The sequence below is a fragment of the Streptococcus bouchesdurhonensis genome (assembly GCF_948472335.1).
The window spans coordinates 266,219-281,549 of sequence record NZ_CAOKTW010000001.1; the positions used below are offsets into that span (position 1 = coordinate 266,219).

Annotated in this window: 16 protein-coding genes; all 16 read right to left on the reverse strand. The window is 40.8% G+C overall.

The genetic code is table 11. The features are described 5' to 3' along the window. Positions 1-17: 17 nt before the first annotated feature. The 16 genes from QMQ21_RS01300 to QMQ21_RS01375 all read right to left on the reverse strand — a co-directional run bounded on the left by QMQ21_RS01300 (position 18) and on the right by QMQ21_RS01375 (position 15,297). Entirely contained in the window at positions 18-323 is a 306-nt protein-coding gene (locus QMQ21_RS01300) for a PTS sugar transporter subunit IIB (RefSeq protein WP_000590547.1), read from the reverse strand. A gap of 38 nt (positions 324-361) precedes the next feature. Continuing rightward, positions 362-838: a PTS sugar transporter subunit IIA gene (locus tag QMQ21_RS01305; RefSeq protein WP_000521976.1), complete on the reverse strand. Its 477-nt coding sequence runs from the start codon at positions 836-838 to the stop codon at positions 362-364. Positions 839-1,101: 263 nt separating this feature from the next. After that, positions 1,102-2,925: a translation elongation factor 4 gene (gene lepA / locus QMQ21_RS01310; RefSeq protein WP_001047209.1), complete on the reverse strand. Its 1,824-nt coding sequence runs from the start codon at positions 2,923-2,925 to the stop codon at positions 1,102-1,104. A gap of 78 nt (positions 2,926-3,003) precedes the next feature. Beyond that, positions 3,004-3,732: a metallophosphoesterase family protein gene (locus QMQ21_RS01315; protein WP_084924492.1), complete on the reverse strand. Its 729-nt coding sequence runs from the start codon at positions 3,730-3,732 to the stop codon at positions 3,004-3,006. A gap of 1 nt (position 3,733) precedes the next feature. Next, the gene (recN, locus tag QMQ21_RS01320; protein WP_247932939.1) at positions 3,734-5,401 is read right to left on the reverse strand and encodes a DNA repair protein RecN; all 1,668 of its coding nucleotides are present in this window, start codon (positions 5,399-5,401) and stop codon (positions 3,734-3,736) included. Positions 5,402-5,407: 6 nt separating this feature from the next. Continuing rightward, positions 5,408-5,839, reverse strand: a complete 432-nt coding sequence (locus QMQ21_RS01325) for an arginine repressor (protein ID WP_020900686.1) — start codon at positions 5,837-5,839, stop codon at positions 5,408-5,410. Then, entirely contained in the window at positions 5,832-6,647 is an 816-nt protein-coding gene (locus tag QMQ21_RS01330) for a TlyA family RNA methyltransferase (RefSeq protein WP_261813770.1), read from the reverse strand. Before QMQ21_RS01330 ends, QMQ21_RS01325 begins: the two co-directional genes overlap by 8 nt. Continuing rightward, positions 6,640-7,515 (reverse strand): polyprenyl synthetase family protein, encoded by an 876-nt coding sequence (locus QMQ21_RS01335; protein WP_261813771.1) that lies wholly within the window; start codon positions 7,513-7,515, stop codon positions 6,640-6,642. Before QMQ21_RS01335 ends, QMQ21_RS01330 begins: the two co-directional genes overlap by 8 nt. Next, positions 7,512-7,724, reverse strand: coding sequence for an exodeoxyribonuclease VII small subunit (locus QMQ21_RS01340; protein WP_000043226.1), 213 nt, complete (start codon positions 7,722-7,724; stop codon positions 7,512-7,514). Before QMQ21_RS01340 ends, QMQ21_RS01335 begins: the two co-directional genes overlap by 4 nt. After that, positions 7,702-9,042 (reverse strand): exodeoxyribonuclease VII large subunit, encoded by a 1,341-nt coding sequence (gene xseA / locus QMQ21_RS01345; RefSeq protein WP_261813772.1) that lies wholly within the window; start codon positions 9,040-9,042, stop codon positions 7,702-7,704. The genes QMQ21_RS01340 and xseA overlap by 23 nt, the downstream gene beginning before the upstream one ends. Before the next feature lie 126 nt (positions 9,043-9,168). Then, entirely contained in the window at positions 9,169-9,807 is a 639-nt protein-coding gene (gene udk, locus QMQ21_RS01350; RefSeq protein WP_001181376.1) for a uridine kinase, read from the reverse strand. A 109-nt stretch (positions 9,808-9,916) separates the two neighbouring features. Then, positions 9,917-10,795: a tRNA pseudouridine(55) synthase TruB gene (gene truB, locus QMQ21_RS01355; protein WP_261813773.1), complete on the reverse strand. Its 879-nt coding sequence runs from the start codon at positions 10,793-10,795 to the stop codon at positions 9,917-9,919. A gap of 73 nt (positions 10,796-10,868) precedes the next feature. Then, the gene (locus QMQ21_RS01360; protein WP_261813774.1) at positions 10,869-11,564 is read right to left on the reverse strand and encodes a hypothetical protein; all 696 of its coding nucleotides are present in this window, start codon (positions 11,562-11,564) and stop codon (positions 10,869-10,871) included. Positions 11,565-11,679: 115 nt separating this feature from the next. Further along, entirely contained in the window at positions 11,680-12,477 is a 798-nt protein-coding gene (locus tag QMQ21_RS01365; protein WP_000886495.1) for a hypothetical protein, read from the reverse strand. Positions 12,478-12,646: 169 nt separating this feature from the next. After that, positions 12,647-13,921 carry a DUF2130 domain-containing protein gene (locus QMQ21_RS01370; RefSeq protein WP_261813775.1) on the reverse strand — a complete coding sequence of 425 codons (1,275 nt, stop codon included), beginning with the start codon at positions 13,919-13,921 and terminating at the stop codon, positions 12,647-12,649. Positions 13,922-14,016: 95 nt separating this feature from the next. Further along, a complete protein-coding gene (locus tag QMQ21_RS01375; RefSeq protein WP_261813776.1) occupies positions 14,017-15,297 on the reverse strand; it encodes an O-acetylhomoserine aminocarboxypropyltransferase/cysteine synthase family protein in 1,281 nt (426 codons plus the stop codon). Positions 15,298-15,331 lie beyond the last annotated feature (34 nt).

The following is a 15,331-nucleotide window of genomic DNA, read 5'->3' on the forward strand; positions in this document are numbered from 1 at the left end:
ATGTTAACAAATTAAAATTAGCTTAACCCGTGTTCTTTGATAGCTGCTTCAATATTATCAAATACTGGAGCACTCATTGCTGGGATACGGAATAAGATTGGTCCAGCTTCGATAACTGGAATACCTGGGTCAAAACCAAGATCTGTTGCAGCAATTGGTGTAAAAATGTCATAACCTTTGATAAGGTCTTCATTAACGTCTTTTACCATAACTGCATCACAGTGAACATCAAAACCGCGGTTTGAAAGTTCTTCTTCAAGAGCACTTTTAATTTGGTGGCTTGAGTTAACACCTGCACCGCAGGCAGCAAGAATTTTAATCATATGGATTTCCTCCGATTTAATATTTTTAATAGACAAAATTAAGCAATTGCTTCAGCAATATAAGCATAGAGGGCTTCTGGTTCAGAAATTTTTGATAGGTCTTCAAGATGACTATTTCCAGTAAAGAAGTCCATCAACTGAGCAAGAATGTTCGTTTGACTTGAACTTGAGTTATTAATGATAAAGAAGAGCAAGGATACTTCTACTTCCTTATCTGGCGCAATCATATTGTGGAAAGTCACTGGTTTTTCTAATCGAACGACCACAACTTTTTCGGCTAGATTATGAACAATATCTGTGTGAGGAATAGCCACATTCGGCAAATCCTTACCCAAAAATTCCATATCTAGGCCAGTTGGAAATGACTTTTCACGCGTGATCAAGGCTTCACGATAAGTTGGAGTTACGATTTCTCGTTCTTCCAATAAAGTAGCAACCTGATCAAAGAGATGTTCTTGATTATCCGCTTCTAAGCAAAACACAAGGTTTTTGTCAAAGAAATGATCTAATCCCATAAGGTTTTCCCTTCTTTCCATTAACTTTATGCTATAAGTATAACACTATATGAAATCGTTGTCAATAATTTTTTGTTGTTTTTTGTCCTTTTTTTTGATTATTTTGTTTATTTTTTATCTTTATAAGCAAAACAAACATTTAAAACAAACACTTTAAACGATTTAATCCTATTATAAATGCAAAAAAACAGGCCTATTTAAGCCTGTTTTACTATTGATTCTTATGTAAGTTTCCTGTGAACAAGAAAAACAATTATGATAACTTATTCTTCATCCATGCTCAAGACGCTAAGGAAGGCTTCTTGTGGAACTTCTACTGATCCGATAGCTTTCATGCGTTTCTTACCAGCTTTTTGTTTTTCAAGGAGTTTGCGTTTACGAGAAACGTCACCACCATAACATTTAGCAAGTACGTTCTTACGAAGGGCCTTGATATCAGTACGAGCGACAATCTTCTGTCCAATAGCTGCTTGAATTGGCACCTCAAATTGTTGGCGAGGGATGATTTTCTTAAGCTTATCAACGATGAGTTTTCCGCGTTCGTAGGCAAAGTCCTTGTGAACGATAAAGCTAAGGGCATCCACCTTGTCTCCATTGAGAAGGATGTCCATTTTGACCAGCTTAGAGGGGCGATACTCTGACAATTCGTAGTCAAAGCTTGCATAACCACGTGTTGAAGACTTAAGCTTATCAAAGAAATCAAAGACGATTTCAGCCAGTGGAATTTGATAGATAACATTGACACGGTTATCATCAATATAGTCCATAGTCACAAAGTCACCACGCTTGCGCTGAGCTAGCTCCATTACAGCTCCTACGAACTCCTGTGGTACCATGATTTGCGCCTTAACATAAGGCTCTTCAATGGTCGCAATCTTGGTAGGATCTGGGAACTCAGATGGGTTAGATACATCCATAGACTCACCGTCGGTCAAGTTAACCTTATAGATAACAGATGGAGCTGTCATGATGAGGTCAATGTTGAACTCACGTTCCAAACGCTCTTGGATAACATCCATATGGAGAAGTCCAAGGAAACCACAACGGAAACCAAATCCAAGTGCCTGAGATGTTTCTGGTTCAAACTGCAGACTAGCATCATTCAGTTGCAATTTTTCAAGCGCTTCACGTAGGTCATTGTACTTGTTTGACTCGATAGGATATAGACCCGCAAAGACCATAGGATTCATTTGTTTGTAACCATGTAATGGCTCAGCCGCAGGATTGGTTGCCAAGGTAACGGTATCACCCACACGAGTGTCCTGAACTGTCTTGATAGATGCAGCGATATATCCAACGTCACCAGTAGCAAGGAAATCACGACCAACTGCCTTGGGTGTAAAGATACCGACTTCCGTAACATCAAAAGTCTTGCCATTGCTCATAAGCTGAATCTTATCACCAGGTTTAACCACCCCGTCCATGACACGCACTTGAAGAATAACTCCACGGTAAGCATCGTAAACAGAGTCAAAAATCAAGGCCTTAAGTGGTGCCGTCACATCACCTGTTGGTGCTGGTACTTTTTCTACGATTTGCTCGAGGATTTCTTCAATCCCAATACCAGCCTTGGCAGAAGCCAAAACTGCTTCACTGGCATCCAAACCAATGACATCTTCAATCTCTGTACGCACGCGCTCAGGGTCTGCAGCAGGCAGGTCAATTTTGTTAATGACTGGCATGATTTCCAAATCATTGTCCAAGGCTAGATAAACGTTGGCAAGGGTTTGAGCCTCAATACCTTGAGCAGCATCAACCACCAAAATAGCACCCTCACAGGCAGCTAGCGAACGTGAAACTTCATAGGTAAAGTCAACGTGCCCCGGCGTGTCAATCAAGTGAAAAATGTAAGTTTCCCCATCTTTTGCAGTGTAATTCAACTCGATGGCATTGAGTTTAATAGTAATCCCACGTTCTCGCTCTAGATCCATACTGTCCAAAAGTTGAGCTTGCATTTCACGACTGGATACTGTCTCTGTCTTTTCCAAAATGCGGTCTGCTAGAGTTGATTTCCCATGGTCAATATGAGCGATAATAGAGAAGTTACGGATCTTCTCCTGTCGTTTTTTCAATTCTTCTAAGTTCATGATTCTCTTCCTTTCAGGGTATCTATTTATTATAAATTGTTTTTGACATTTTGACAAGACCATACCCTGCTAGGAGTACTAATCTTCAGCAACAAAGCCGTCATTTTCGATAAAGTGGTGTTCTGTCATTCCTTGATCTGTAAAGACAATCCCATGAAGGACACCACCATAAACAGCTCCTCCATCCATTCCAATCTTGCCATCTTCTGTAGTCCAAAGCTCAGCAGTACCACGCTCTTGCTTTAGTAAACCATAGACTGGTGTATGTCCGAAGACAATGGTTTTTCCAGTATGATTTTCGGCTTCGTGGAATGGTTTTCTAAGCCAGACTTTCTTGTAATCTGTAGTTTCATGCCAGTCATCCAAGGTCAAATCAATACCTGCATGAACAAAGATATACTTGTCTGTCTCTACCACAAACGGCATTTGACGAATAAATTCGACCAAGTCTGCCGCTTCAGTAGCAACACGATTGGCATCCTCAACTCCATCAACCGGTGCATCCAAAGGACGACCTAGGATAGAGTTAATGGTTGTATCTCCACCATTGCGACGATAGTGATCATAGCTTTCTTCTGGATCATCTAGCCATGTCAAAAACATATACTCATGATTTCCTGACAAACAGATAGCCCCTTGATTATCCACTAAGTCCTTAACCATCTCTAGAACACGGCGACTATCTTCACCACGGTCAATCAAATCCCCTAGAAAGAGTAACTGGGTCTGACCATCCCATGTTTTGAGAAGGTCTTCCAGCATCCCAGCTTTTCCGTGAACATCTCCAATTACATAATAGTCTGTCATCTTATTTCTCCCTGTTTCTCAACAATTCTCTGGCTTGCGTCAGGGCTGCTTCCGTCACATCATCACCTGCCAACATCTTAGCAACTTCTTCCACTCGCTCTTCAACCGTCAAGAGACGAACAGTCGAAACCGTTGAATGCTCATTGCTAATCTTCTCAATAAAGAATTGATAATCCGCAATCGCAATCACTTGTGGCAAATGGGAAATAGCCAGAACCTGCCCATGCTGACCAATTTTATGAATCTTCTGCGCAATAGCCTGAGCTACACGACCTGAAACTCCCGTATCCACCTCATCAAAGACAATGCTGGTCTTGCCTTCTTTACGTGAAAAGGCAGACTTAATGGCTAACATGAGACGAGATAATTCCCCGCCAGACGCAACCTTGACCAAGGGTTTAAAGTCTTCACCAGGGTTGGTTGAAATGTAAAACTCAACCATTTCATTTCCCTCACGACTGAATTTGCCCTTGCTAAAACGAACTTGAAACTGGGCTTTTTCCATATAGAGGTCTTGCAGTTCTTGTTTAATCTCTGCTTCGAGCTGCTGAGCCAAGTCATGACGGGCAGATGCAAGCTGACCTGCCAAGTCGACAAGATTAACTTCCAATTTCTTAAGCTCTGCTTCCATGTCCTCAGACGAAAGATTATTACCTGTCAAGAGATTATATTCTTCCGTAATCTTGGCAAAATAAAGCAAAACATCGTCTACAGTCCCACCATACTTGCGGGTAATAGTATGAAGGAGATCCAAGCGATTCTCAACCTGCATGAGGCGATTGCCATCAAAATCAAGGTCCTCAATAATAGCTTCCAAACGTTTGCTAATGTCTTCTAAGACATAGTAGGTCTCAGACAGTGAGCTTGAAATTTCACGGTATTCAGGGTCATACTCTTCGACACTTTCCATGTCATTCATGGCTGAACGAACATTGGCCAGACTTGAAAAGTCTTCATTGTCCAACATACTGTACGCATTGGTCAGCGTATCCGCAATATTTTTATGATTAAGAAGTTTATCACGCTCTTGGTTGAGAGACAGGTCTTCTCCAGCCTGCAAGTTTGCCGCCTCAATCTCTGCCATTTGAAATTCCAACATTTCAATACGTGCCTTGTGTTCCTGTTGGTTTTTCTTGACTTCCAGAACCTGCTTACGCATTTTTCGATAGGCATCAAAACTCGTTTGATAGGTTTCTTTCAAGGCCCAAAAGCCTGTATCACCAAATTCATCCAACATTTGAATATGCAGTTGGGGACGCATTAACTCCTCTTGGTCATGCTGACCATGAATATCTACCAGATGTTGCCCAATAGCGCGCAAAACAGACAGATTAACCATCTGACCATTGACACGGCTGATACTACGACCATTTTGCAGAATTTCCCGACGGATGATAATCTCATCCCCCATTTCCAAACCTTGATCATCGAAAATTTCCTGCAAAAGGCGACTATTCTCAACTGAGAAAAGCCCCTCAATCTCTGCCTTTGGCGCACCATGACGAATAACATCTGTCGTCGCACGAGCTCCCAACATCATATTCATGGCATCAATGATAATCGACTTCCCTGCACCTGTTTCACCGGTCAGAACCGTCATCCCCTTTTCAAAATTGAGAGATATAGCCTCAATAATGGCAAAGTTTTTTATCGAAATTTCAAGTAACATATAGACCTACCAATTTTTTACTTGTTCAAAGATTTCCTCAGCTAGACTTTCACTTCTGGCAATGACTAAAATCGAACTATCATCAGCCAAACAGCTAAAAATCTTATCCGCAAAAGTCTCGATTAACTGAGCTTTTACAAAGGCTGTGTTTCCTGGAATAACTTGGAGATTGATCATCTTGTCCATCAATTCAGCTGACTCAATATTGTCTTCAGCCAGTTGCAAACTTTTCACGATTGATTTTGGCAATTCATAGACATAGGTATTGTCTCTCAAAGGAATTTTGACAATACCTAGCTCTTTGATATCTCGGGATACCGTTGCTTGAGTGGCAGTAATGCCAGCTTCTTTCAAATGTTCTACGATTTCTTCTTGTGTACCGATTTGATAATCTGTCACAAATCGTCTAATTTTTTCAAGTCTCTCTTTTTTATTCATTTTTAAATTGACTATGCGCCCTCTCTACTACTTCTTCAATCTCAGCAAGAACCTGATTACTTGCTGACTCTTCTTTTTTCAAATACGCTAAAAATTCAATATTTCCATGCCCACCTTGGATGGGAGAAAAGTCCAAACCAAGGACTGAAAAACCTTCCTCTACTGCCATAGCTGTTACAGATTCAAGGACTTTCTGATGGACCTTGGCATCGCGAATAATTCCATTTTTCCCAATCTGCTCACGTCCTGCTTCAAACTGAGGCTTAACTAGAGCCACAACCTGACCTTGAGCTGCCAAGACTCGATGCAAGGCCGGAAGGATCAGACTGAGAGAAATGAAACTCACATCAATACTGGCAAAGCTCGGTTCCTTTTCGAAATCAGTCTTTTCAGCATAGCGGAAATTAAACTGCTCCATGCTGACAACTCGTGGGTCTTGGCGTAATTTCCAAGCCAACTGATTGGTGCCGACATCGACTGCAAAGACTAACTCAGCACCATTCTGTAACATGACGTCGGTAAAACCTCCAGTAGAGGCCCCGATATCAATCGTTGTTGCCCCTTCCACTGACAATTCAAAGACCTGCAATGCCTTTTCCAGTTTCAAGCCACCACGACTGACATACTTGAGTTTCTCGCCCTTGAGTTTTAGCTCGGTGTCATCTGGAATTTTCTCTCCTGGCTTGTCAAACCGTTCTCCATTAAGGACTGCTACGACTAGACCAGCCATTACTCCACGCTTGGCCTGTTCTCGCGTTTCAAACAAGCCCTGTTTATAAGCTAGTACATCCACTCTTTCCTTAGCCATTGATTCTCAAACTTTCTACTACTTTTACAATCGATTCTGTTTCAAAGGGAACCTGCTGAGCAATTTCTTCTAATTTGGCATTAGCTTGATCCAGAGTTTGGTTACAAAAGGCAATAGCCTCTTTCAAGCCCAACAAGGCTGGATAGGTTGACTTTTCTGCCTGCAGATCCTTTTGAGGTGTCTTGCCGATTTCCTCAAAACTAGCTGTCACATCCAACACATCGTCTCTGACCTGAAAAGCAAGCCCAATCAATTCACCTACAGTTTTCAGCTTTGCCTGCATCTCAGGTGCCAATTCGGCTATAATAGCAGCTGCTTGGAAGGGATAAGCTAATAGTTTTCCAGTCTTATTAGCATGAATGGTCTGGAGTTCTTCTAAAGACAAATGCTGGTGTTCGCCTTCCATATCCAAAACTTGCCCTGCAACCATTCCCAGACTACCTGAAGCAAAGGATAAGTTAGCAATCAAGTCCACCTTGATCTGACTTGGCAAATCTGCCTGCGCTATCAAGGCATAAGGATCTAGGAACAAGGCATCTCCAGCCAAAATGGCCATAGCTTCACCGAATTTCTTATGGTTGGTCAAACGCCCTCGACGATAATCATCATCATCCATGGCAGGAAGATCATCGTGAATCAAGCTCCCTGTATGAATCATCTCCAAAGCCGCAGCCACCTGCGCATGTGCTGGTTTAATAGCCACCTGCAAGGCTTCCAAAACTTCTAACAAGAGAAAAGGACGAATACGCTTGCCACCAGCATGAATGGAATAGAGAACAGACTCTCGCAAACTAGAGGCAAACTGCTGGTCTCCATAAAAGTCTTCCAAGGCCGACTCGACAAGAGCTAATTTTTCTTGCTTTTTCATTCAAAATCACTTTCTGTTCCATCTTCTTGCATGACCTTAACTAAGGTCTTTTCAGCCTTGTCCAGCGTCGCTTGGAGTTCTTTTGACAAGACCATACCCTTTTGAAAGGCAGCAATCGCATCTTCCAGAGCAATTTCACCATTTTCCAAACTTTGAACAATGGTCTCCAGTTCTGCTAGATTTTCCTCAAATTTCTTTTGTTTTGACATCTTTAACCTCTAATTCTACTCGACCATCTCGCATCAAAAGCGTCACTTGGTCTTTTTTCTTCAAACTCTCAACCGAATCTACAACGGACTCTTCTTTTTTGACAATAGCATAACCACGCGCCACAATTCGACTGGTATCCAACATCAACAAGGCTTCTGAAAGTCGCTTCACTTCAGCAACCTTGGCATCATAAACCAGAGCCATTTGGCTACGGAGGAGCTTATCCAACTGGCCTAAACGGTCTTGATAGCGTTGGATTTTGGTAACAGGTGATAATTGTACCAGTCGATGTATCCTTGCTTGGACGACTTGTTTGTTATCAGAAATCCGTGTTCGCAAACTTTGTTTCAAACGCAATTGCAGTTGATCCAAGCGTTGCAAATAGCCATCATACAAGCGCTCTGGCTGTCTAAAGATAACAGAATGACTGCATTTTTTCAAAGCTTCTTGTTTCTTCGATAGGACATTTCGGACTGCTGTTGCCATTCGTTTTTCCTGATTTTGCAAATGAGCTAATAGATCCAACTTGGTCACAGGTGTTGCTAGTTCAGCTGCAGCTGTTGGCGTCGCAGCTCGTCTATCTGCCACAAAATCCGCCAAGGTCACATCTGTCTCATGTCCCACACTAGAGATAACTGGCAAACGAGACTCAAAAATAGCTCGTACCACAATTTCTTCGTTAAAGGCCCAGAGATCCTCGATGGAACCACCACCACGACCAATAATGAGCAAATCCAAATCGTCCCGTTGATTGGCACGCGCAATATTTCGAGCAATTTCCTCCGCAGAACCCTCACCTTGAACCTTAGTCGGATAGAGGAGGATATCGACACCTGGAAATCGCCTGCTAACGGTCGTGATAATATCTCGAATAACGGCTCCACTGCGACTGGTTACTACACCAATTCTCTTAGAAAATTGGGGCAGAGGTTGCTTGAACCTCTCTTGAAACAGGCCTTCTTCTGCCAATTTTTTCTTGAGTTGTTCAAACTGAATCGCAAGCGCCCCAACCCCATCAGGCTCTGCCTTTTCAATGATAATGGAGTAGCTTCCACTTGGCTCATAGACCTGCACACGCCCAATCACATTGATCTTCATCCCTTCTTCCAGGTCGAAACCTAATTTCTGATAAATTCCAGACCAGATGGTCGCTTGAATAACTGCATGGTCATCTTTTAGGGAGAAATATTGGTGAGTAGGTCGTTTACGAAAATTGGAAACTTGACCAGTTAAATAGACCCGTTCCAAATAAGGGTCTTTATCGAATTTCATTTTCAGATACTTGGTCAAAGTTGTTACCGATAAATACTTTTCCATCTCCACCTACTATTCATTTTCTTGCTCTTTCATGAGTATTATTATACCAAAAATATGCCTAAAAATCTTCATTTATGTACCATTATAAGGGAAAAATAAAAAAGGAGGCAAGGCCTCCACGTCTGATTATTTGCTGTTTCGAGCTTCTTCCAAAATCTTTGCAATCTTGGTCGTCAACAGGTCGATAGCCACTGTATTGCTGACTCCCTCAGGAATGACAATATCAGCATAACGCTTGGTTGGCTCGATAAACTGGTGGTACATTGGTTTAACCACACCCAAGTACTGATCAATAACGCTATCAAGGCTACGGCCACGTTCTTCCATATCACGCTTGATACGACGAATAATGCGCACGTCATCATCTGTATCCACAAAAATCTTGATATCCATCAAATCACGCAGGCGCTTGTCCTCCAAGACCAAAATCCCCTCAACGATAAAGACATCTTGAGGCTCTTGACGATAGGTTTTGCTGCTTCGTGTATGCTCTGTATAGTCATAAGTCGGGATGTCCACCGGACGCCCTGCCAACAATTCCTTAATCTGTTCGATCATCAAGTCTGTATCAAAGGCAAAAGGATGGTCGTAGTTGGTTTTGACACGCTCTTCAAAGGTCAAATGAGACTGATCCTTGTAGTATGAATCATGCTCAATCATGGAAATCTTTTCATCAGGAAAATGCGATAAAATGGCTCTTGAAACACTGGTCTTACCACCACCAGAACCACCTGTCACTCCGATAATGATTGGTCTATTTTGCATGCTATCCTCCGTTTTTTTATCCGTCGTCTATTCTATCATAATTTTTGCAAAATTTATAGTCTGGTTTGAATAGTCTAGGGGAAACAACACTCCCTACACCCCAGTTAGATCAGCTAAAAACCTTCCTTGGCTTGTATAAATTGTCTCGCTTTTCTAGAATAGCTAGTAATTTATCATCTTCAAAGGCAGCTAATTCTTGTTCTGTTTGTTCGAGTTCGATAAAACGACCAAAGCGTACTTCTGTAGCCTCTTCTTGAGTTAGGAAAACTTTGACAAGGTCGCCTGTCCCAATCTCTAGAGGATGGAGAAAGTCCAATTGACCAGCCTTCACTTTTTCAGCAATTTCTTCCAAGGTAAGAGCATCTTCTAGCTGTAAACCAGCTGCACTAGTTCGAGTCAGATGAGACATATGGGCCGCATAGCCAAGTTTTTCTCCCAAGTCAACCGATAAGGTACGAATATAGGTTCCCTTGCTACATTTTACACGAAAAGTGAATCGTGCAAGGTGATCCTCATAAGAAATCGGACTTGTTCGTTCAAATTGATAAATAGTCACCTGACGTTCTGGGCGCTCTACTTCCTGTCCAGCACGCGCATACTCATAGAGCTTGCGACCATTGACCTTAACAGCAGAATACATAGGCGGAATCTGGGTAATAGGCCCAGTCAAGCTCGTAATTACTTCATCAACAAGCTTTTCATCCAAGGGCGATAAAACAGGTGTCTCTGCGACCACTTCCCCACTGGCATCCTCAGTCGTCGTGGAATAACCAAGAGTGATTTCTCCCTCATAGACTTTACCCTCATCCTGCATAAACTCGACCATACGTGTCGCCTTGCCAACCGCAATGGGCAAAACACCCACTACATCCGGATCTAAGGTCCCACCATGACCAATCTTCTTGGTTCCCAAAATCTTACGCAGTTTAAAAACCGCATCATGCGAGGTCATCCCCGCTTCTTTTTTTAAGTTGATAATACCGTTCATTTTTGCTTTCTAATTCCCTTTTCACTTTACATCAACATATTCTATCTTAGACAGATTTTAAAACTATATCAGCTTATTTTTCTAAATACTTCCTAGCTTCCTGAACATAAAAGAGCTCTGGATTTTCATGGACGATACTTTCAAACAAACTACGGGCACGAGCTTCATCTCCTTTTAATTGGGCATTGAGAGCGCCGTAATAAGAAAACATGATTCGAGCTAGCTTACTTTCTGGCTCAGTAATGTTAAAGTAGTCGTTCACTTCTTTATTGAACACAATATCTTTTATGGCTTGGGCTTGAGCAACAAGTGTAGCTTTGCCTCCTTTAAAATCTGGCGCCTTGGACAATTGTTCCTCAAAGAAAGCAATATCTTGCACATCTTGGAGATGAATGGAAACTGTTAATAGTTCAAAGCTTGATATTAAAAACGCAGGGGTTCTGAATCTCTTCCAAATTTTTTTCAAATCATATTTGGACATATTTTCCTTGGCAGCTTGAAAATCTCCTTTTAAATAAGCCACTCGACCTTGGATAATTTGGTAATTCTCACGATATGTTGCCCTAAAGGGCTTAATAGATTTTTCTGATTGAACTCTTAACATGTCTTCATATAGCTTAAGATCAATAGAATCGTGTAACACTAGAACAATAACTTTTCTAGATACAAATCTTAAATAAAATACAAAGACGAGAACTAAAAAGTCAATAACTAATAATATGAGTCCCAATATTTCCAAATTGCTTTGAAATATTAAAAATACTGCCATCACATAAATATCCAAGACTAAAAATAAGCAAATTAGAATAACCCTATCAAGTTGTAAAAGAGTGTTTTCTGTCGCCCTACTTACTATTTTTTTTTACTAATTTCATATATTACTCTCATTTCACTGATTCTAAATATTTTTTCGCTTCCTGAACATAAAAGAGTTCTGGATTTTCATGGGCAATGCTTTCAAACAAACTTCGGGCACGAGCCTCATCTCCTTTTAGCTGAGCATTGAGAGCTCCGTAATAAGAGAACATGATTCGAGCTAATTTATTTTCTGGTTCGGTGGTGTCGAAGTAGCCTGTAACTTCTCCATTGAGTATTTTTGATACTGGTTCAATTAAATCCAACATTCTATTTTTATCAATTCTTTTAATTTTTTCCCAATCATAAGAAACTAAAAGTTTAGAAATTTCATCCGTCTCCCTTAAATGAAGGTATGATAATGATTCTATAAATACGATGTTTAGTTCATAAATACGTTTCAAATTCAATTTAGAACTTTTAACTCTTATTCGTTCAGCATATTGGATTGCCTCACTAAAATTCCCTTGATAGAAAGCACACCTAGCTAAACCCAGATTTAAGGCATTTAAATTCCCTGTTTTATTATCAGGCCGCCTTTCATAAGTTTCAGTTAAAAGAGAAATATATTTTATAAAATTCACTTGCTCGTATAAAATAACTTCTGCAACGTGATTTACTAAAAAATGAGTTATTACAACGATAATAGTCAGTAATGTTAGAAATATGAGCAATAATGTAGTAACGACGGTTGATTTTACGAATAATAAACTAATTGCTGTTGCTATAATTATCCAACGTAGATAAAATAAAATAAAAACCTCCAGTATGCTGCAGATTCGAACTGATGACCAATTCGAGATATTCTTAGAAATATTATCTAACATAAAAAACTCCTATAAAAAATTACAAACTAATTTATATAAACAAACTAGCTAAATGAGCTAGCAAAGTAGCTCCAGCTTTTAAGAAAAATTAATTCAATTTTATCAGCTGACCATGTTCTAATAATTTCTATAGTTCTTTTCATATAACACTCCTGTTTTTAAGATAATCTCACTCCCCCTTCAGTGCTTCAAACTTCGCTTTCATGGTTGGATTTTTACGTGTCAATTTCTTGACAGAGACATCTTCCAGCTTATTATTAGCCAGACGGAGTTGGTTTTCAGATGTTGTTAGGAACTTTTTAACCTCTTCCATGCGTTTGATCGCCTTGTCGATTTCATCGATTGCTTTGCCAAAGTTGGTCGAAGCAGAGTTATAGTTCTTGGCAAAGGCTAGCTTAAAGGCATCCAAGTCTTCTTCAAAGTGCGTAATATCAATATTTTGCTCACGAACCAAGGCCAGCTCTTGCTTGTATTTTAGGGAATTAAGCGCCGCATTTCGCAAGAGCCCAATCAACTGGATAAAGAATTGAGGGCGAACCACATACATCTTTTCATACTCGTGGCTGACGTCAACAATCCCTGTGTTAAAGTAATCATTATCGGCTTCAAGCATGGTTACCAAAACCGCATATTCACAGTTCTTCTCCCGACGGTCCTTGTCCAATTCCTTGTAAAAATCTGCATTCTTGTGCTTCTTCTCTGTTCCGTCAGCTTCATTTTTCATCTCAAACATGATGGAAATGATTTCAACACCATTTTCATCACTCTCGCGGAAGATAAAGTCGCCTTTGGAACCACGCGCAGAAACCTTGTTATCCTTTTCAAAGTAAGCATTTGGAAAGGCGAAACTACGGACCTTATTAAACTCACTCTCTGCATACTGTTCCAAACTTTCCCCTATAGCTTTTGTAGATTGTTGGGCTTTGAAATTCTTGTAAAATTCGACTTGTTCACTGGCTGCCTTGAGTTGAGCTTCATAGTTTTGCTTAACAGAAGCAAGAGAAAGCTCATTTTCTTTTTCTTGTAAAAGAAGCTGATTTTTGACTTGATCTCTTTCTTTTTCTAGGTCAGAAAGGGTCTTTTGGAGTTGATTTTCATGCTCCAAACGCAAGGTAGCCAATTGGTTTTCCAAGGCCTGTACTTTCTTATCCTTAGCCAATAAGGCCTGATTGCTTGTCTGTTCAACCTCTTTCTTGGCCAATTCTTTTTCTGTATCAAAGTTTTGGATTTGACTCTGTAATTGCGCAATTTCTTGGTCTTTTTGAGATAGTTTAGACTGCTGTTCATTCATGGCCTTTTGCTCAGCCAAGGCCAGTTCCTGCTTCATCCGATCATGTAGTTCCTTATCAAACTCTGCCGTTCTCACTTGGGATAAAAGTTCAGCATACTGGCTCTCATTTACTGTAAAGACTTCCCCACAGTTGGGACATTTGATTTCGTTCATATCGTTCCTCTTTCTAGACTTCTTTAACCATTATATCATGCCTGAAGGAAAATCAAAAACAGCGAGTCGAAACCCACTGTTTATCTTCTTTTACTTTAAATTTTCTCCAAGGCCAATCGCAAGTCTTCAATCAAATCCTCTACATTTTCAAGTCCGATTGACAAGCGGATTTGGTTTGGTGTGACACCTGCAGCTTCAAGGTCTTTTTCTGACAATTGACCATGGGTGGTTGTTGCTGGATGGACAACAAGCGATTTAGCATCTGCTACGTTTGCAAGGTCAGAGAAGATTTCCAAACTATCAATTACCTTGCGAGCTTCTGCCTCCCCACCTTTGACATGGAAGGTAAAGATTGAGCCCACACCTTTAGGCAAGTATTTCTCAGCCAAGGCATGGTAAGGACTATCTGCAAGTTTTGGATAATTGACTTTTTCTACCTTAGGATGGTTGACAAGGAAATCAACAATTTTCTCTGCATTTTGCACATGACGTTCCACACGAAGAGAAAGTGTTTCCAGTCCTTGAAGCAAGAGGAAGGCATTAAATGGTGACAAGGCTGCACCTGTATCACGAAGCAATTGGACACGGACAGCGATAATAAAGGCTGCTGCACCCACATCACGAGTATAGCTCAAGTTGTGATAGCTTGGATCCTCGTCAACAAATTGAGGGAATTTCCCTGAAGCCGCCCAGTCAAAACGACCACTATCAACGATCACTCCACCAATAGTCGTACCATGGCCACCGATAAACTTAGTCGCAGAGTGAATGGCAATATCTACACCGTGAGAAAAGACATTAATCAAGTAAGGTGTGGCAAAGGTATTATCCGAAACAAGTGGAATTTGGTACTTATGAGCAATCTCTGCCAATTTTTCCAAATCTGGAATATTAATCAAGGGGTTACCCAAGGTTTCAATCAGAACAAGCTTGGTATTGTCATTGATAGCTGCTTCCACTTCCTCCAAATTATCCACGTCGACAAAGGTTGTTGTGATACCATAACGAGGAAGGGTTTCTTTCAAAAGATTGAAGGTTCCACCATAAATAGTTGATGCTGCAACTACATGGTCACCTGCATGAGCAAGAGCCAAAATCGTATAAGTCACTGCGGCCATACCTGATGCTGTTGCAAGAGCTCCAACACCACCTTCGAGAGCTGCAATTCTTTCTTCAAAGGCAGCTGTTGTAGGGTTGGTGATACGAGTATAAATGTTCCCTGGTTTTCTCAAGGCAAACAAATCTGCACCTTCCTGCGTGTCATCAAAAACAAAAGATGTTGTTTGATAAATCGGCACTGCACGAGACTTGGTAGCTGGATCCACAACTTGACCAGCATGCAGTTGCAAAGTTTCAAATTTAAAATCACGAGTCATAAGGCGACCTCCAAATAGTTTGATTAAGGATATT